This window comes from Nocardia sp. CA-136227 (genome assembly GCF_050955695.1).
Taxonomy (GTDB): Bacteria; Actinomycetota; Actinomycetes; order Mycobacteriales; family Mycobacteriaceae; genus Nocardia.
The window spans coordinates 6,406,092-6,423,082 of sequence record NZ_CP192081.1; the positions used below are offsets into that span (position 1 = coordinate 6,406,092).

At 69.0% G+C, this 16,991-nt stretch carries 19 protein-coding genes; 12 read left to right on the forward strand and 7 right to left on the reverse strand.

Annotated elements, in window-relative coordinates; genetic code table 11:
- Nucleotides 1-24: 24 nt before the first annotated feature.
- On the reverse strand, nucleotides 25-291 hold the full coding sequence (locus tag ACQP06_RS29685) for a hypothetical protein (RefSeq protein ID WP_357091388.1): 267 nt from the start codon (nucleotides 289-291) through the stop codon (nucleotides 25-27).
- Nucleotides 288-1,142 carry a PHP domain-containing protein gene (locus ACQP06_RS29690; protein ID WP_433667995.1) on the reverse strand — a complete coding sequence of 285 codons (855 nt, stop codon included), beginning with the start codon at nucleotides 1,140-1,142 and terminating at the stop codon, nucleotides 288-290. The genes ACQP06_RS29685 and ACQP06_RS29690 overlap by 4 nt, the downstream gene beginning before the upstream one ends.
- A gap of 71 nt (nucleotides 1,143-1,213) precedes the next feature.
- On the opposite strand from ACQP06_RS29690, the gene corA reads away from it, so the two are divergent.
- Nucleotides 1,214-2,278: a magnesium/cobalt transporter CorA gene (gene corA, locus ACQP06_RS29695; RefSeq protein ID WP_433673467.1), complete on the forward strand. Its 1,065-nt coding sequence runs from the start codon at nucleotides 1,214-1,216 to the stop codon at nucleotides 2,276-2,278.
- Between the two features lie 87 nt (nucleotides 2,279-2,365).
- Here corA and ACQP06_RS29700 read toward each other — a convergent pair whose 3' ends face one another.
- The 3 genes from ACQP06_RS29700 to ACQP06_RS29710 are packed head-to-tail and all read right to left on the reverse strand — an operon-like array spanning nucleotide 2,366 to nucleotide 4,409.
- A complete protein-coding gene (locus ACQP06_RS29700) occupies nucleotides 2,366-2,941 on the reverse strand; it encodes a suppressor of fused domain protein (RefSeq protein ID WP_357283338.1) in 576 nt (191 codons plus the stop codon).
- 4 nt (nucleotides 2,942-2,945) lie between these two features.
- Nucleotides 2,946-3,440: a general stress protein gene (locus tag ACQP06_RS29705; RefSeq protein WP_357091391.1), complete on the reverse strand. Its 495-nt coding sequence runs from the start codon at nucleotides 3,438-3,440 to the stop codon at nucleotides 2,946-2,948.
- Nucleotides 3,441-3,452: 12 nt separating this feature from the next.
- Entirely contained in the window at nucleotides 3,453-4,409 is a 957-nt protein-coding gene (locus tag ACQP06_RS29710) for an HpcH/HpaI aldolase/citrate lyase family protein (protein WP_357091393.1), read from the reverse strand.
- Nucleotides 4,410-4,470: 61 nt separating this feature from the next.
- On the opposite strand from ACQP06_RS29710, the gene ACQP06_RS29715 reads away from it, so the two are divergent.
- From ACQP06_RS29715 to ACQP06_RS29755, 9 genes are all read left to right on the forward strand, one after another.
- Nucleotides 4,471-5,796 (forward strand): magnesium transporter MgtE N-terminal domain-containing protein, encoded by a 1,326-nt coding sequence (locus tag ACQP06_RS29715; RefSeq protein ID WP_433667996.1) that lies wholly within the window; start codon nucleotides 4,471-4,473, stop codon nucleotides 5,794-5,796.
- Nucleotides 5,793-6,380: a DUF1003 domain-containing protein gene (locus tag ACQP06_RS29720; RefSeq protein ID WP_433667998.1), complete on the forward strand. Its 588-nt coding sequence runs from the start codon at nucleotides 5,793-5,795 to the stop codon at nucleotides 6,378-6,380. Before ACQP06_RS29715 ends, ACQP06_RS29720 begins: the two co-directional genes overlap by 4 nt.
- A 156-nt stretch (nucleotides 6,381-6,536) precedes the next feature.
- Nucleotides 6,537-7,961: a lytic transglycosylase gene (locus ACQP06_RS29725; RefSeq protein WP_433668000.1), complete on the forward strand. Its 1,425-nt coding sequence runs from the start codon at nucleotides 6,537-6,539 to the stop codon at nucleotides 7,959-7,961.
- A 176-nt stretch (nucleotides 7,962-8,137) separates the two neighbouring features.
- Nucleotides 8,138-9,004, forward strand: coding sequence for a lytic transglycosylase domain-containing protein (locus ACQP06_RS29730; protein WP_433668001.1), 867 nt, complete (start codon nucleotides 8,138-8,140; stop codon nucleotides 9,002-9,004).
- Between the two features lie 69 nt (nucleotides 9,005-9,073).
- Nucleotides 9,074-10,210 carry an Mrp/NBP35 family ATP-binding protein gene (locus ACQP06_RS29735; RefSeq protein ID WP_433668003.1) on the forward strand — a complete coding sequence of 379 codons (1,137 nt, stop codon included), beginning with the start codon at nucleotides 9,074-9,076 and terminating at the stop codon, nucleotides 10,208-10,210.
- Nucleotides 10,211-10,293: 83 nt separating this feature from the next.
- Nucleotides 10,294-10,680 carry a DivIVA domain-containing protein gene (locus ACQP06_RS29740; RefSeq protein ID WP_379275568.1) on the forward strand — a complete coding sequence of 129 codons (387 nt, stop codon included), beginning with the start codon at nucleotides 10,294-10,296 and terminating at the stop codon, nucleotides 10,678-10,680.
- Complete coding sequence (locus ACQP06_RS29745) at nucleotides 10,677-11,249, forward strand: DNA-3-methyladenine glycosylase I (protein ID WP_433668004.1); 573 nt, start codon at nucleotides 10,677-10,679, stop codon at nucleotides 11,247-11,249. The genes ACQP06_RS29740 and ACQP06_RS29745 overlap by 4 nt, the downstream gene beginning before the upstream one ends.
- Nucleotides 11,250-11,414: 165 nt before the next feature.
- Nucleotides 11,415-11,582, forward strand: coding sequence for a DUF3117 domain-containing protein (locus ACQP06_RS29750; RefSeq protein WP_083869218.1), 168 nt, complete (start codon nucleotides 11,415-11,417; stop codon nucleotides 11,580-11,582).
- 62 nt (nucleotides 11,583-11,644) lie between these two features.
- On the forward strand, nucleotides 11,645-12,934 hold the full coding sequence (locus ACQP06_RS29755) for a methyltransferase domain-containing protein (RefSeq protein ID WP_433668005.1): 1,290 nt from the start codon (nucleotides 11,645-11,647) through the stop codon (nucleotides 12,932-12,934).
- 40 nt (nucleotides 12,935-12,974) lie between these two features.
- Here ACQP06_RS29755 and ACQP06_RS29760 read toward each other — a convergent pair whose 3' ends face one another.
- Nucleotides 12,975-13,880, reverse strand: coding sequence for a LysR family transcriptional regulator (locus ACQP06_RS29760; protein WP_433668007.1), 906 nt, complete (start codon nucleotides 13,878-13,880; stop codon nucleotides 12,975-12,977).
- A 69-nt stretch (nucleotides 13,881-13,949) separates the two neighbouring features.
- Here ACQP06_RS29760 and ACQP06_RS29765 point away from each other — a divergent pair, with 69 nt between their 5' ends.
- Nucleotides 13,950-14,453 carry a GNAT family N-acetyltransferase gene (locus ACQP06_RS29765; RefSeq protein ID WP_433668008.1) on the forward strand — a complete coding sequence of 168 codons (504 nt, stop codon included), beginning with the start codon at nucleotides 13,950-13,952 and terminating at the stop codon, nucleotides 14,451-14,453.
- A 1-nt stretch (nucleotide 14,454) separates the two neighbouring features.
- Here ACQP06_RS29765 and glgA read toward each other — a convergent pair whose 3' ends face one another.
- On the reverse strand, nucleotides 14,455-15,624 hold the full coding sequence (gene glgA / locus ACQP06_RS29770; protein WP_433673468.1) for a glycogen synthase: 1,170 nt from the start codon (nucleotides 15,622-15,624) through the stop codon (nucleotides 14,455-14,457).
- A gap of 147 nt (nucleotides 15,625-15,771) precedes the next feature.
- Between glgA and glgC the strand changes: the two genes are divergently transcribed.
- Entirely contained in the window at nucleotides 15,772-16,986 is a 1,215-nt protein-coding gene (gene glgC, locus ACQP06_RS29775) for a glucose-1-phosphate adenylyltransferase (RefSeq protein ID WP_433668010.1), read from the forward strand.
- Nucleotides 16,987-16,991 lie beyond the last annotated feature (5 nt).

Below are 16,991 nucleotides of genomic sequence, written 5' to 3' on the forward strand. Positions count from 1 at the left end.
CTCACCGCAACTGTTATGCGTATTTCAATTCCACCACTGCGCCCACAGCAGATATCCCGCTATCCCGAAAACAACCAAGCATCCGAAAAAAGCGGCAAAACCTTGACGTCTATCCGCATAAATCTGGGCGGCGACAACCGCGAGTGCGGCGGCCACATGCCATGTCACCGACTCCGCTCCGGGGCCCGGAAAACCGCGCCGAGCACCGATGCTCGCGGCCCCGGCGACCGTGACCGCCAGCACCACCGTGCCCCCGGCGACGATTCCGCTCAGACCCCGGAACACCTTCACGCGGTGATCACCGGAACCCCACTGGCTTTGCCCACAATTTCCTCGAATTGTGTTGGGTCGGTGGTGAATTCGCCGAGCCGAATGGTCTTGTTGGCGCCGTGGTAGTCGGAGGACCCGGTGGTCAGCAGCCCCAGCTCCGCGGCCAGCCCGCGCAGCACCTCACGGTCGGCCTCGTTGTGATCGATGTGGTCGATCTCCAGACCGCCCAGCCCGAACTCGGTCAGCTCACGAATGTGGTCCAGCGCCAGCAGCCGTCCCCGCTTGCGGGCGCGCGGATGCGCCACCACCGACACCCCGCCCGCCGACGCCACCATCTCGACCGCCCGCCGCAACGGCGTGTCGGCCTTCTCGACGTAGTACCGGCCGTGCGGGGCCAGCAGATCCTGGAAGGCGGCGTCCACCGTCGGCACCACGCCCGCGGCCACCAGCGCCCGGGCCAGATGCGGGCGGCCCGCCGACGGGCCCACCGAGGCCATCACTTCGTCCGGATCGATGGGCAGGCCGTCCGCGGCCATCTGCTCGGCCATGGCGCGCAACCGCACCACCCGCTCGGCGCGCAACCGCTCCCGCTCCTGCGCGAAGGACTCGTCGGTCGGATCGAACAGGTAGGCCAGCAGGTGCACCGGCACCGGGTAACCGTCCTCGCCGAGCCCCACACACGACATCTCCATGCCCCGGACCAGCGTCAAACCCGGCGGCAAGGCGTCGACGGCCTCGGCCCAGCCGGAGGTGGTGTCATGGTCGGTGAGGGCCACCACGTCGAGACCGGCGGCGGCAGCCTTCGCGATCAGTTCGGCCGGGGTATCCGTGCCGTCGGACGCGTTGGAATGGGTGTGGAGATCGATGCGCACCCCACCTATCTTGCCTGCGGCGCAAACGATCACCCCGACCCGGGACGATTAGCATCGTTGATGTGTCCTCGATCCCGCCGCTGTCCTCGTTTCACTGGCCCGGACGGTCCGGCGAGCCGGATCCCGCCAAGCCCACCCTGCACAACCAGATCGTCGACTGCGCGGTCTACGTGGACGGCCGGCGACTGTGGGAGCACTGCACCTACCGCAACGCCCTCACCGAAGTTCGTGAGCGCGGCCAAGGCTTCGTCTGGCTGGGGCTGTGGGAACCCAGCATGCAGATGATGACCGACGTCGCGAACACCTTCGGCCTGCACGCCCTGGCCGCCGAGGACGCCGTCCACGCCCGCCAGCGCCCGAAACTCGAACGGTACGACGACATCCTGTTCCTGGTCCTGCGCACCGTGCAGTACCACGAGCACGAACTCAACACCGTCGCCGAGATCGTGGACACCGGCGAGATCATGGTCTTCACCGGACCCGGCTTCGTCATCACCGTGCGGCACGGCGACCACAGCCAACTGGCCGGCGTCCGCAAAGCCCTCGAAGCCGACCCCGCCCAGCTCGCGCTCGGGCCCGGCGCGGTGCTGCACGCGGTCGCCGACCATGTCGTCGACACCTATGTGTCGGTCACCGCCGACATCGAGGAAGACGTGGACGCCATGGAGGAAGAGGTGTTCACCCCCGCCAACAAGCTTCAGATCGAGGCGATCTACCAGCTCAAACGCGAAGTGGTGGAACTACGCCGGGCGGTGAAGCCGCTGGCGTTGCCGCTGCAGGTGCTCACCCACGACACCACCCTGCCGCTGCCCAAGGAGATCCGCCGGTACCTGCGCGACGTCACCGACCACCACACCGCGGTCACCGAGCAGATCCTCGACTTCAACGAATCCCTCAGCGCCCTCATCAATGCCGCGCTGGCCAAGGTGAGCGTCCAGCAGAACATGGACATGCGCAAGATCTCCGCGTACGCCGCCATGGCCGCGGTGCCGACCATGATCGCGGGCGTCTACGGCATGAATTTCGATTTCATGCCCGAGCTCCGATCCCATTACGGCTACCCGATCGTGATAGCCGTGATGCTCGTCCTCTGCGGGATCCTCTACGTCAATTTCCATCGGAACAAGTGGCTTTGAGCAACCTCTTGGATTCCCGTGCCCCATCGACCGGTCGACGGGGCACGGCGACGAGGAGGTGGGGGCGGGTGCCGGGAACGGCAGTCGTCAGAGGCTCGCCGCCGGGCGGGCCGGGTCGCGGACGTCGATGCCCGCCTCGGCCCACGCGTCGCGCAGGGCCGCCGCGCCGCGGATGCGCACCCATGCCGCCTCGGTCGCCGTGATCGGCGCGACCGTCAGGAAGCGCACCGGGTCCGCGGGATCGGGCAACACCACCTCCGGGATCTCGCTGTCGCCCAGCAGGACCGCCGTGAACGGCGCGTTGGCCCAGATCGGCTCGCCCAGGTCCAGCAGCGCGTCCGCCTGCAGCACAACGCCTTCGACCGCGGGCGCGGCCACCAGCACGCCGAGGGTCCGGGTCAGCCCCGAACCGGCGCCCGCGCCGCCGCGCAGGGTCAGCACCAGCTCCGCGCGCGGTCCGCGCACCGGATCGGCGAGCGCCGCCGCCGGATCGGTCATCGGATGCCGGGAGCCGCCCAGCGTCGAGTAGTGCACGAACTCGCCGTCCGGGATGCGCAGGATGTCGATGGGCTCCAGACCCAGGAACGTCACCGACGCCGCGTCCGCGGACTCCACCCCGAAGTGACCGAGCACCGCGGCCCGGACCTTGTCCAATACCTCCATCGATTCAGATGGCCAGTCTGGCGAGCATGTCGCGCGCCTGCTCGGCGGTCTTCGGATCGCACAGCACGTCGTAGCGGCCCGCCACCAGCTGCATGGTGGAGGCGAAGTCACGCTGGCCCCGGGTCGCCGCGTACGGGATGGACGCGGAGATGAGACCGAAGATGATGCCGCCGACCAGGCCGACTACCAGCGGACCGAGGGTGCCGCCGGTGGTGAACATGCTCAGCAGCAAGCCCAGGAACAGGCCCAGCCAGGCGCCCGAAACCATGCCGCCGCCAATGACTTTGCCCCAGGTCAGCCGGTACAGCACGCGCTCGACCTGCATGAGGTCGACACCGACGATGGTCACGCCCTCCACCGGGAACTGGTTGTCGGCCAGATAGTCGACCGACCGCTGCGCCTCCGCGTAGGTTGGGTAGGAGCCGATCGGCCAGCCCGACGGCGGCGTCGGCAGGGCGGGCTGCCGGCCCCGGCTCGCATTCCCCATGGGATTCGTCATGACTCCATCATGCTATTTCGTGCCGACAGGCGCAGGTTCGAAACGCGTGGTCCGCGCCATTCCGGCGGCCCGGCCCTTATCAGCGATCACCTGAGCCATCTTGGCGCTGGCCTCGTCGATCATCTCGTCCCCGAGCATGACCGCGCCGCGCGCGCCGCCCTCGGCGGAGGTGTGGAAGGCGTACGCGTCGAGGATCTCCTCGGCCCGGTCGTAGTCGGCCTGGCGCGGGCTGAAGATCTCGTTGCACGCGGTGATCTGATCCGGGTGCAGCACCCACTTGCCGTCGAATCCCAGGGCCGCCGTGCGGGCGGCATTGCGGCGGAAGCCGTCGATATCGCGGACCGCCAGGTAGGGGCCGTCGATGGCCTGCAGGCCGTGGGCGCGGGCCGCGAGCAGGATCGTCATATAGATGTGGTGGTAGGCGTCGCCGGGCTCGTAGCCCTCGGGCTGCTCGCCCACCACGAGGGTGCGCATATTGATCGAGGCCATGAAGTCGGCCGGGCCGAACACCAGGGTCTGCACCCGCGGGCTCGCGGTGGCGATGGCGTCGATATTGCGCAGGCCCAAGGCGTTCTCGATCTGCGGTTCGATGCCGATCCGCCCGACCGGCAGGCCGTTGGCCTTCTCCAGCTGGGTCAGCAGCAGGTCCAGCGCCTGCACCTGGCCGGCGTCGGTGACCTTGGGCAGCAGGATGGCGTCGAGTTCGGAGCCCGCGCCCTCCACCACCGTGATGACATCGGCATACGTGTACTCGGTGGTCCAGTCGTTGACCCGCACCACGCGGATCTGCGAACCCCAGCCGCCGGAGTTGAGAGCAGCCACGATGTTCGCCCGCGCGGCAGCCTTCGCCGCCGGCGCGACCGCGTCCTCGAGATCCAGGAACACCTCGTCGGCGCCCAGCCCCTTGGCCTTCTCGATCATGCGCGGGTTACTGCCGGGTACGGCCAGCACCGATCGACGCGATGTCATGGGTCACTCCTTCTCGTGGCGCGGCGATTCCGACGCGCTGGACCCACTAGCCTTATCAAACATGGCAGCGACGAAGGTTTTCGCCGCCCGGTTGGCGGGCTTGGTGGTACTGGGACCGGACGGCGAGTCTATCGGCCGCATCCGTGACATCGTGATCTCGATACGGTACGACCGTCAGCAGCCCCGGGTGCTGGGTGTAATCGTCGAACTGCCCACCCGGAAACGGATTTTCGTGCCCATGCTGCGGGTGCAGGCCATCGAACCGGGCTCGATCACCCTCACCACCGGCACCATCAGTGTGCGCCGCTTCGAGCAGCGGCCGGGCGAACTGCTGGCCATCGCGCAGATTCTCGACTCCACCGTGCGTGTCGCCGACCCCGAGCTCGAGCATCTGGCGGGCGTGGACGTGGTGGTGGTCGACCTCGGCATCGAGCAGGGCCGCACCCGCGACTGGGTGGTGTCCCGGGTCGCGGTGCGCGAACGCCGCCGCCTCGGTGTGGGTTTCGGCCGCCGCGGCGCGGTGCACGTGGTCGACTGGGCGCAGGTGCGCGGGCTCACCCAGACCGAACTGAACATGCCCGGCCAGGACGTCACCCAGCTGCTGGGACAGTTCGAGGGCATGCGGGCCGCCGACGTCGCGCACATGCTGCGGGAACTGCCCATGAAGCGCCGCATCGAGGTGTCCGCGGCCTTCGACGACGAACGCCTCGCCGACGTGGTCCAGGAGCTGCCCGAGAACGACCAGGTGGAACTGCTCGAGCAGCTCGGTGTGGAACGCGCCGCCGACCTGCTCGAGGCCATGGACCCCGACGACGCGGCCGACCTGCTGGGCGAGCTGCCCGCGGGCGAGGCGGAATCGCTGCTGGCGCTGATGGATCCGGAGGATTCCGAACCGGTCCGCCGCCTGCTCGAGCACGCGCCCTACACCGCGGGCGGTCTGATGACCCCGGACGCGGTGGTGCTGACCGCCTCCACCACCGTCGCCGAGGCGCTGGCCCGCATCCGAGATCCCGAACTCACCCCGGCGCTGGCCTCCATGGCCTTCGTGGTGCGCCCGCCCACCGCCACCCCGACCGGCCGGTACCTGGGCTGCGTCCACTTCCAGCAACTGCTGCGGGAACCGCCGGCGAACCTGGTCGGCGGCATCGTGGACACCGATCTGGTGCAGCTGCGCCCCGATGCCCCGCTCACCGCGGTCACCCGATATTTCGCCACCTACAACCTGGTGTGCGGACCGGTGGTGGACGCGGAGAATCATCTCCTGGGCGCCGTCAGCGTCGACGACGTGCTCGACCACCTGCTCCCCGAGGACTGGCGTGAGCAGGACGAGGACAATCACGATGTGCACGGGATGCCCGTGATCGAAGGGACGGGAGGCCGCGCATGAGCGAACGGCTCGACAAATCCAGTGCGCGCCAACGCCTGGAGACGCCCCTCGAGAATCGCTTCCGCGGCCTGGACTGGGACGCCGAGGCACTCGCGGTCACCAGCGAGCGGATCGCCCGATTCCTGGGCACCGGACGCTATCTGGTGATCCAGACCGTCCTCGTGGCGGTGTGGATCCTGCTCAACGTGTTCGCGCTGCGGCTGCAGTGGGACCCGTACCCGTTCATCCTGCTGAACCTCGCGTTCTCCACCCAGGCCGCCTACGCCGCGCCGCTGATCCTGCTGGCGCAGAACCGCCAGGACAACCGCGACCGGGTCTCGCTCGAGGAGGATCGGACCCGAGCGGCCCAGACGAAGGCCGACACCGAGTTCCTGGCAAGGGAGCTGGCCGCCCTGCGACTCGCCGTGGGTGAAGTCGCCACGCGCGACTACGTGCGCAGGGAACTGGACGACATCAAGGAAACGCTGGTCAGATTGGAGAAACTGGCCGCCGACGGGGAGATCGTCCAGGCGCGGAAAGCAAAGAAGGGTACCGAGCGAAAGGCCAATGAGGTCGCAATTTCGGCACAGAAAGATGGCGACTGACCACAGAAGTTGTACCGAACAAGCTGACTCATGGGTAACCTGGATCACGTTGTTCCGAGCGACCGACCCAGACACTGCCGCAGCACACGTGTCACCACGGGGCTCCGGCCGCACGACTGAGGGGATTGTGTGGTGGCGAAGAGAATTTCTGCTCCGGTGACAGCGTCTGCGCTGTTGATAGCGGGCCTGGTCACCGCCGGTTCCGCCACCAACACGACGGTCCATTCCGTCGCCCCGCAGGCCGCGCCGGACGCGTTGCTCGCGGCCTCCGCCGCGCACAACGCGAGTCTGAACACACCCGTCGACACGCCGTCGGATCGGCTCGTCGGACTGGTTCCGGCGGCTCCGGAGGCGCCCCGCAAACTCAGCGCAATGACTCCGCCCGCGGACGGCATGCCGCTCTTCGGCGGCACCGTCCCGCTGCGCGACATCGCCCTGCCCGGGGGCGGCGGACTGCTCGGCATCCCGGAGATCGTGCTGGCCGCCTACCGCAATGCCGAACTGGCACTGCAGTCTTCGGACCCCAACTGCCATCTGCCGTGGTACCTGCTGGCCGGTATCGGCCGCATCGAGTCCAACCACGCCAACAACGGCCGCACCGACGCCGCGGGCACCACGGTCACCCCGATCTACGGTCCGGCGCTGGACGGGACACTGCCCGGCAACGAGATCATCAAGGCCGCCGACGGCAAGTACGTGCGCGCCGTCGGGCCCATGCAGTTCCTGCCCAGCACCTGGTCGGTGTACGCGGCCAACGGAAAGGGCAGCGGCACACCCGATCCCAACAACGTCTTCGACGCCGCGCTGGCGGCCGGCAAGTACCTGTGCTCGGGCGGCCTGGATCTGGCCGACTCGCAGCAGCAGCTGCGGGCGGTGCTGCGCTACAACAATTCGATCTCCTACGCGGCCAATGTGCTCAGCTGGGCCAACGCCTACCGGACCGGCGGCGCGCCGCAGCAGGTGAGCATCTCGCCGGATCTGGTGCCCAACAACTACGTTCCGGTCAACGGCCCGGACATCACGGTGGCCTCCACCACGATTCCGGCCGGACCCGCGCCGGAGGGCACCCAGCAGACGGTCGTGACCACCACGCCCGGCGCGACCCAGGTGATGATCACCATCGCGGGCCTGCCGCCGATCCCGTGCGGCATCTTCTGCCCGGCCACCCCGGCCGTGCCCGCCAATCCCTGTGAACAGGTGGCGGTTCCGGCCCCGCAGCCGGATCAGAAGCCCGCCGACACGCCCGCCGAGGATGGCGCGAAGCCGGAGGACGCGCAGCCCGCCGACCAGAAGCTGGGCCCCGACGGCAAGCCGTTGCCGAAGGATCAGCCCATCATCACCACCTGCACCGCGCCGGTGCAGCAGGCCGAGAACAAGCCGCAGGATCAGCCGCAGCAGGGTGTTCAGCAACCGCGGGAACAGCAAACGGTGACGCCGTCCACGACGCCGGAGGCGCAGCCGCAGCAGCCCGCGGACGCCGCCCCGCAGTCCGTCGATCCGACCACCCCGGCGCCCGGTATCACGCTGCCGTTCGGCATCACGATCCCGCTCCCGGCTCCGGCCCCCGCGCCGGTTCCGTAACGAAGGTGTGATTCGCGAGTTTCGGCGCGTCGCTCCGGAACTCGCGTTTGACTAGGCATTCCTTCAAAACCTGAAAGTTGATCACGAAGGTGTAACAAGAAGGTCTCGGATGAGGTAACGTGACCTGTGTTGCATCTCCCCGGTATCAACCGATGGCAATGGAGGGTCACCACACAGTGGGTCGTCACCGTAAACCCCCGGTCCCCAGAGTTCGTCGTGGATCGGTCATCGCATTGACCGGGCTCGTGCCCGCAGGGCTCGCCACAGTTACCGGAGCGGGTGATGGCCACCTCACCGACAAGCTCGCGGCAACCTTCCAGCACCAGTTCGGCGACGACGAACAGCTACCCGCCCCGGAGGCGGCCCCGCCCGCCGCCCCGGCCCCCGAACCCCTCCTGCACGAGGCCAAACAGGTTGCGCCCGTGGGCCCGCCGGAGATCAAGTCCGTCGCCCTGCCCGAAGGCCGGGTGCCCGCCGCCCGCGCCGCCGGACCGCTCGGCATGCCCGGCATCGCCCACGACGCCTACCAGAACGCCGAACGCGTGCTGGCCGTGGAGAACCCGACCTGCAACATGCCGTGGAACCTGCTGGCCGGCATCGGCCGGGTGGAATCCACGCACGGCTTCGGCGGCAAGGTCGACGAGGACGGCAATCCGCTGCAGCCCATCTACGGCCCGGTGCTGGACGGAAGCCTGTACGGCAACAACGTCATCCAGACCTCCGACGGCGGCGACCTGGACGGCCTGTCCGGCAGCTACCGCCGCGCCGTCGGGCCCATGCAGTTCCTCCCCGAGACCTGGCGCAAGTACGCGGCCGACGGCAACGGGGACGGCATCGCCGATCCGCAGAACATCTACGACGCCACGCTCACCGCGGGCAAGTACCTGTGCTCGGGCGGCCTCGACATGCGTGACCCGGGCCAGCAGACCCGGGCCATCCTGCGCTACAACAACTCGATGGCCTACGTCGCCAACGTGATGGCGTGGGAGACCGCGTACGGCTCCGGCATCTCTCCCGCGGCCGCCGCCCTCCCCCGCATCTGATACCCACCAGCATCTGACATGAGTGTGCCCCGCATCGGGGCGCGAAACCGGCGTCCTAGACTTGGGCCCATGCCAGTGGTTACGGAATCGGATGTGCGGGGCGCGCTCGCGAAGGTGAACGACCCGGAGATCCGGAAACCGATCACCGAGCTGGGCATGGTGAAGAGCGTCGATGTCGGCGTGGACGGCGCGGTCAAGGTCGTGATCTACCTGACCACCTCGGCCTGCCCGATGAAATCCGCCATCCAGGAACGGGTCACGAAGGCCGTCAACGACGTGCCCGGAGTCGGCGCCGTCAGCGTCGACCTGGACGTGATGAACGACGAGCAGCGCACCGAGCTGCGCCGCAAGCTGCGCGGCGACGCCGCCGAGCCGGTCATCCCGTTCGCCCAGCCCGGATCGCTCACCCGCGTGTACGCGGTCGCCTCCGGTAAGGGTGGCGTCGGAAAGTCCTCGGTCACCGTGAATCTCGCCGCCGCCATGGCCGCGAAGGGTCTCTCGGTGGGTGTGCTCGACGCCGACATCTACGGCCACAGCGTGCCGCGCATGCTGGGCACCCAGCAGCGGCCCACCCAGGTCGAGCGGATGATCATGCCGCCCATCGCGCACGACGTGAAGGTCATCTCGATCTCCATGTTCACCGAGGGCAACACGCCCGTGGTGTGGCGCGGCCCGATGCTGCACCGCGCGCTGCAGCAGTTCCTGGCCGACGTCTTCTGGGGCGACCTCGACATCCTGCTGCTGGACCTGCCGCCGGGCACCGGCGACGTGGCCATCTCGCTGGCCCAGCTGATCCCCAATGCCGAGATCCTGGTCGTCACCACCCCGCAGCTGGCCGCCGCCGAGGTCGCCGAGCGCGCGGGCAGCATCGCCCTGCAGACCCGGCAGCGGATCGCGGGCGTCATCGAGAACATGTCCTGGCTGGATCTGCCGGACGGCTCGCGCATGGAGCTGTACGGCTCGGGCGGCGGTCAGACCGTGGCCGACAACCTGACCCGCACCATCGGCGCGAATGTGCCGCTACTGGGCCAGATCCCGATCGAGCAGCAGCTGCGTGAGGCGGGCGACGAGGGCACCCCGATCGTGCTGCGCGCGCCCGAGAGCCCCTCGGGCAAGGCGCTGCTCGACATCGCCGAGAAGCTCTCGGTCCGCCGCCGCGGCCTGGCGGGCATGTCGCTGTCCATCGACACCACCCGCCACCTGTAGCGAAGGGGCAGTGCGGAATTCGACGGCCGAATTCCGCCGGGGTGTGGGCGGACGCCCGCGACGGTGACCCCTAAGCTCGGGGCATGCTCACCATGCTGCTGTACGTGCTGATCGTCGGACTGGTCGCCGCCCTGCTGTTCCTGGTGGCCAGTGCGATCTTCGGACGGTCCGAGGAGCTCGGGCCGCTGCCGGAGGGCACCACGGTGACCGTGCTGCCCGTGGCGGGCATCAGCGGGACCGATGTGCGGGCGCTGCGCTTCCAGCAGGTGTTCCGGGGGTACAAGGCGGGCGAGGTCGACTGGGCGCTGACCCGGCTGGCCGCCCGCATCGACGAACTCGAGGGTCAGCTGGCGCGGGCGACGGCCCCGGCGGCCGCGCCCGAGGAGACGCCACGCCCGGACGGCGAACGGGAAGTTCCCGAAGTGCTGACCGCCGATCCCGCCGAGCCGGGCCCCGAGGCCACTCGATGACCGTTCCCGTGGAATCCGACGGACGAATTCGGTGCGGTTGGTCGGAGGGGTCGCAGCTGTACCGGGATTACCACGATCAGGAGTGGGGTCGCCCGCTGCACGGCGATGACGCGCTGTTCGAACGGGTGTGCCTGGAGGCCTTCCAATCGGGGCTGGCGTGGATCACGATTCTGCGCAAGCGGCCGGCGTTCCGGGCGGCATTCGCGGACTTCTCCATCGAGCGGGTGGCGGGGTTCGGGGAGGCCGATGTGGAACGCCTCCTGACCGATCCGGGCATTGTTCGCAATCGAGCCAAAATCGAGGCCAGCGTGCACAATGCGCGGGTTGCCCGGGATCTCGACGAGAGTCTCGACACGCTGCTCTGGAGCTTTGCCCCGGCCCCGCGGAAGCGGCCTCGGAAAATGTCCGATGTGCCCGCTGTCACGCCCGAATCCACCGCTCTCGCAAAAGAACTCAAGCGGCGCGGGTTCAAATTCGTCGGACCCACCACGGCGTACGCACTCATGCAAGCGACAGGGATGGTAGACGATCACATCGCCGATTGCTGGGTGAATGTGGGGACACGCTGAACGGCACGTCGGTCGGTTTTTGGAACTCAGGTACCCGCCCCGATCCGCGATAGGGAAGAATGGGCAAGGTGTAGCCCGCCACATACCGGCGGGCTGCCTGGTTGGTGACAACTGGAGTTCCATGAAAGTGCGCAGCAGACCGCGCAGATCTGGAGGGAGCAGAGGATGGCGGCCATGAAGCCCCGCACCGGGGACGGTCCCCTCGAGGCAACCAAGGAAGGGCGTGGAATCGTGATGCGGGTTCCACTCGAGGGTGGCGGGCGTCTGGTCGTCGAGCTCACGCCGGATGAAGCCGCGGCGCTCGGTGACGAACTCGTCAAGGTCACCAGCTGATCGCTGCCGGTGAGCCCAACCCGGGGGCTCCTCCCCGGAGCCCCCGGCTTACCGGTATCGCGGTGAACGACAACACACAGAACCCCATAATCGGCACGGCCCAGCCCGCTCCCGCGGATCGGCTCCTGGCCTGCGCCGACCTACTGGCCTGCCCACAGTGCGGCCACCCCCTGGCGGTCGGCGTCGACCCGGCTGCCGACGACTCGCCGACCCGAACCCTGCGCTGCCGGCTCGGCCACAGCTACGACCTGGCCAAACAGGGCTATGTCAGCCTCCTCACCGGCGCGTCCACCAAGATGACCGGCGACACCCCGGCCATGCTCGACGCCCGCGCCGCCTTCCAATCCGCCGGCCATTTCACCCCGATCGCCGCCGCCCTGGCCGCCGCGATCGCGACGCCCCTGCCCGGCCGCGCTGCCGACACCCCAATATTCGGAGCGGACTCGCCCCCGGCTGCCACCCCCACCGGTGCCCGACCGGCCGCACGCCGCGAAGACGACCCCGCGGCCACGACGAGTCTCCGCAACCCACGCGAATCCGGCACAGAACTGACGCCCCGCCTCGGCCGACCCCGCGCCGGTATCACCACGCCCGGAATGTCCGTCGCCACAGCCTCCGCGGCACGACTGGCCGCCACGCTCCTGTCCGCCGGCACGGCCGCGGCGGGCGGCGGGCGCATCGAGGCCCCCACCACTGAGAGCACGGTCGGCGGCGCAGTCCGGCCGGAACCGGACCTGGTGGCGGAATCACTGACGCCCGTTCGGACCGAAGCGGCCGATCACGGCCTGGCGGTCCTCGAGATCGGCGCGGGCACCGGCTACTACGTGGCCGCGGTGCTGGACGCGCTGCCCACAGCACGCGGCATCGCCCTGGATGTCTCGAAGGCGGCGGCGCGGCGGGCGGCGCGGGCGCATGGACGGGCGGGGTCGGTGCTGGCGGACGCGTGGCGCGGGCTGCCCGTACCCGACAGGGTGATGAGCGCGGTGGTGTCGGTGTTCGCGCCACGCAATGCCGACGAGGTGGCACGCGTGCTGGCCGCGGGCGGGCGGTTCGTGGTGGTGACGCCGACCTCCCGGCATCTGCGCGAGCTGATCGAGCCCTTGGGGATGGTGAGTGTGGACGCGGCCAAGGAGGATCGGCTCGCCGAATCCCTCGGGGAGCGTTTCGAGCTCGTCGGGCGCGAGGCCGTCGAGTATCCGATGTCGCTCACGCACGAGGATGTGGCGCGGGTGGTGGCGATGGGACCGTCGGCGTTCCACGAGGACCAGGGCCGGGCCGAAGCGATTGCGGCGCTGCCCGATCCGGTCGTGGTCACGGCTTCGGTGACGGTCTCGGTGTACCGACCGCGCTGAGCCTGGCGGATCCGGTCCCGGAAGCGCGTGGCGCCCACGGCTATTCGCGTGGTGCGGCCGGGCGATTCGGAAGCAATGCGAGCAGATTGTGGACCAGTGGCCGGTCGTCCCCGGCGCGGGTCGCCGTGTAGATGGTGGTGGCGGCTTCGGTGCCGGTCAGGGGGATGATGCGGACCGAGTCCGGTGCGGTGAAGGTGGCGCTGCGCGGGGCGATGGTGATGCCGAGGCCCGCGGCTACCAGGTAGAGGATGATCGTCCAGTTCGTGGCTTCCTGGACGATGTGGGGTCGGCGGCCGGATTCCAGGAGCGGCGTGAGGTTCTTCTCGTAGGCGAGTTCACCTGCCGCGCGGGGGAAGAAGACCAAGGGATGGTCGGCTAGTTCGGCACCGGTCAGGGTGGGGCGGTCGGCGTCTGGGTGGTCGGCGGGCAGGACCGCCACGAACGGCTCGGTGATGAGCGGGGTGGTGACCGTGCCGGGCTGGTCGTCGGGATCGCGGACGATGGCCATGTCGAGGGTGCCGGAGGCCAGGCGGGCCATCAGGTGGCTGGTGAACCCTTCGGTCAGCTCGACGTGGACGAGCGGGAAGCGTTCACGGAATTCGCGGACGCCGCGCAGGGGTTCGAGCGGCAGGACCGAGGGGACGAAACCGAGGTGCAGGGTGCCCTGGCCGCCCTGGCCGATCCGGATCACCTCGGCGAGGTCGCGGTCGGCGTGGCCGAGCAGGGCGGCGGCGCGGTCGCGCAGCACGATCCCGGCCGGGGTGAGAGCGACGGTGCGGGAGGTGCGGTCGAAGAGCCGGGTGCCGAGCAGGGTTTCCAGGCGCTGGATCTGCTGGGTGAGGGCGGGCTGGGCGATGTGCAGGCGGGTCGCGGCGCGCCCGAAGTGCAGTTCCTCGGCGACGGCCTGGAAATAGCGCAGGTGCCGCAGCTCCACCCCGGTGTTCATAAGCCGATGATATCGATCGCAGCTATCAAGTATTGGACGTTATGGTTCGACGTCCGACATGCTTTCGTGGTGACTCAGCAGACGGAAGCCGACGCCCCCGAGCTCGATTCGATCGTGGTCGCGCCCATGGCCGGGCCCGAGGACGCGCGCGCCTTCAGGGACCTGAATCTGGAGTGGATCGAGGCCTTCTTCACGGTCGAGGCCGCCGACCTGGCCACCCTCGACAATGCCGAGGCCATCGTCGCGAACGGCGGCGAGGTGCTCATCGCCCGGCTGGACGGCGAGGCCGTCGGCTGCGTGGCGCTGGTCCAGGAGCATCCGGGGGTCTTCGAACTGTCGAAAATGGCTGTGTCGCCGCGCTTCCGGGGCCGGGGCATCGGCCGCGTGGTGCTGCGGGCGGCCATCGACCAGGCCCGCGAGCTGGGTGCGGAGCAGTTCTTCCTGGCCAGCAATGCCCGTCTGGCGAGCGCCGTGCACCTGTACGAGTCGATGGGTTTCGTCCACGTCCCGCCGTCGGAGTTGCCGCCCAGCCCCTACGACCGCGCCGACGTGTTCATGCGCTACCCCCTCTGATTCAGCCCTTGCGAACCTGGTCGTAGATGCGCGCGGTGCGGGCCGCGATCTGCGTCCAGTCGAAGTGGTCGATGGCCCGGACCCGCCCGGCCGTCCCCATGGCGGCGGCGGTGACGGGGTCGGCGGCCACCATGTTGACGGCCCGGGCCAGGCCGCGTTCGTAGTCGTGGGGCGCGTGCTCGTCGTAGTGGACCAGCCGCCCGGTCTCCCCTTCGACCACCACCTCCGGAATGCCGCCGACATCGGAGGCGACCACGGCGGTCCCGCAGGCCATGGCCTCCAGGTTCACGATCCCCAGCGGCTCGTACACCGAGGGGCACACGAAAACCGTTGCGGCGGCGAGCACCTGCCGGACCAGTTCGGTCGGCAGCATCTCCTTGATCCAGAACACCCCGTCGCGATCGTCGCGCAGCGCGCGGACCGCGGTCGCCACCTCCGACTCCATGGCGGGGGTGTCGGCGGCGCCGGCCAGCAGGACGAGCTGGATGTCGGGGTCCAGGTGGCGGGCGGCGGCCAGCAGATGCGGCACGCCCTTCTGCCGGGTGATGCGCCCGACGAAGGCGGCGATCGGCCGGTCCTGCGACACGCCGAGTTCGGTGAGCACGTCGCGGGAGCCGAGCGCGGGCCCGCCCGGATGCCAGACCCGGGCGTCGATGCCGTTGTGCACCACGTGGACTTTCCCGGGGTCGATATCGGGGTAGGCGTCGAGGACGTCGGCCCGCATGCCCGCGCTGACCGCGATCACGGCGTCGGCGTAGGTCACGGCATTGTGCTCGGACCACGACGAGAGCCGGTAGCCGCCGCCGAGCTGTTCGGCCTTCCACGGCCGCCGCGGTTCCAGCGAATGCGCGGTCAGCACATGCGGAATCCCGTACAGCTGCGCGGCCAGATGCCCGGCCAGCCCGGTGTACCAGGTGTGCGAGTGCACCACATCGGCGAAGCTGGCGGCGTCGGCCATCCGCAATTGCGCGGACATCATCTGGACCGCGGAGTTGGCGGCGTAGAGCATCGGATCCGGTTGGTGCACCACCGCATCCGCGCGCGCGACCCCCATGCAGTGCACGGTGACGTCGCACAGTTCCCGCAGCCTGGGCACCAGTTCGGTGACGTGCACCCCCGCCCCGCCGTACACCTCGGGCGGGTATTCACGGGTCATCATGGCCACTCGCAGTCCACGAGCTCCGTCGGAGCGGTAACTCACGGGTCCAAAATAATCGCTCAGGTTCCGGCCAACCAATCGACGTGGCCAGCAAGATCGCGATGAACACGGCACATGCTGGACATTCCACGTTCGGGTGCACCCGGTAGTTTCAGTGGTGTGAGGAGCCAGCCGCACGTACTCGGGATCGTGCTCGCCGGTGGCGAGGGCAAGCGACTCTTTCCGCTCACCAAGGACCGCGCCAAGCCCGCGGTGCCGTTCGGGGGCGCGTACCGGCTCATCGACTTCGTGCTGTCGAATCTGGTGAATGCCGGTTACCTGCGGATTTGTGTACTGACCCAGTACAAGTCGCATTCCCTGGACCGGCACATCTCGCAGACCTGGCGGTTGTCGGGGTTCGGCGGGGAGTACATCACCCCGGTGCCGGCGCAGCAGCGGCTGGGGCCGCGCTGGTACACCGGCTCGGCGGACGCGATCATGCAGTCGCTGAACCTGATCTACGACGAGGACCCCGAGTACATCGTGGTGTTCGGCGCGGACCACGTGTACCGGATGGATCCCGAGCAGATGGTGCAGGCGCACATCGAGTCCGGGGCGGGCGTGACGGTGGCGGGCATCCGGGTGCCGCGCAGCTCGGCCGGCGCCTTCGGCTGTATCGATTCCGATGAATCCGGCCGCATCATCGGCTTTCTGGAGAAGCCGGTGCACCCGCCGGGCACCCCCGACGACCCGAACGTCACCTTCGCCTCCATGGGCAATTACGTCTTCACCACGAAGGTGCTGGTGGACGCCATCCGCGCCGACGCCGACGACAACGACTCCGACCACGACATGGGCGGCGACATCATCCCGTCCCTGGTGCGCGGCGGCGCGGCCGCGGTCTACGACTTCTCCACCAATGTGGTGCCCGGCACGACCGACCGCAGCCGCGGCTACTGGCGCGATGTCGGCACCATCGACGCCTTCTACGACGCCCACATGGATCTGGTGTCGGTGGACCCGGTGTTCGACCTCTACAACAAGCACTGGCCGATTCGCGGTGCGGCCGAGAACCTCCCGCCCGCCAAGTTCGGCCGCGGCGGGCTGGCGCAGGAGTCGATCGTGGGCGCGGGCAGCATCCTGTCGGCGGCGACCGTCCGCAATTCGGTGCTGTTCTCCAACGTGCTCGTGGAGGACGGTGCCACGGTGGAGGGCAGCGTGCTCATGCCGGGAACCCGGATCGGCCGCGGCGCGGTGGTGCGGCACGCCATCCTGGACAAGAACGTGGTCGTGACCGAGGGCGAGATCATCGGCGTCGACCTCGAGCGTGATCGGGAGCGCTTCGCGGTCAGCAATGGCGGCGTCGTGACCGTGGGCAAGGGCATCTGGGTCTGATCGCG

Bases quoted from the DNA above. Each gene is read 5' to 3' on its own strand.
- ACQP06_RS29700 (WP_357283338.1), bottom strand. From the start codon at position 2,941: ATGGAGGTATTGGACAAGGTCCGGGCCGCGGTGCTCGGTCACTTCGGG.
- ACQP06_RS29705 (WP_357091391.1), bottom strand. From the start codon at position 3,440: ATGACGAATCCCATGGGGAATGCGAGCCGGGGCCGGCAGCCCGCCCTG.
- ACQP06_RS29710 (WP_357091393.1), bottom strand. From the start codon at position 4,409: ATGACATCGCGTCGATCGGTGCTGGCCGTACCCGGCAGTAACCCGCGC.
- ACQP06_RS29715 (WP_433667996.1), top strand. From the start codon at position 4,471: ATGGCAGCGACGAAGGTTTTCGCCGCCCGGTTGGCGGGCTTGGTGGTA.
- ACQP06_RS29720 (WP_433667998.1), top strand. From the start codon at position 5,793: ATGAGCGAACGGCTCGACAAATCCAGTGCGCGCCAACGCCTGGAGACG.
- ACQP06_RS29735 (WP_433668003.1), top strand. From the start codon at position 9,074: ATGCCAGTGGTTACGGAATCGGATGTGCGGGGCGCGCTCGCGAAGGTG.
- ACQP06_RS29740 (WP_379275568.1), top strand. From the start codon at position 10,294: ATGCTCACCATGCTGCTGTACGTGCTGATCGTCGGACTGGTCGCCGCC.
- ACQP06_RS29745 (WP_433668004.1), top strand. From the start codon at position 10,677: ATGACCGTTCCCGTGGAATCCGACGGACGAATTCGGTGCGGTTGGTCG.
- ACQP06_RS29750 (WP_083869218.1), top strand. From the start codon at position 11,415: ATGGCGGCCATGAAGCCCCGCACCGGGGACGGTCCCCTCGAGGCAACC.
- ACQP06_RS29760 (WP_433668007.1), bottom strand. From the start codon at position 13,880: ATGAACACCGGGGTGGAGCTGCGGCACCTGCGCTATTTCCAGGCCGTC.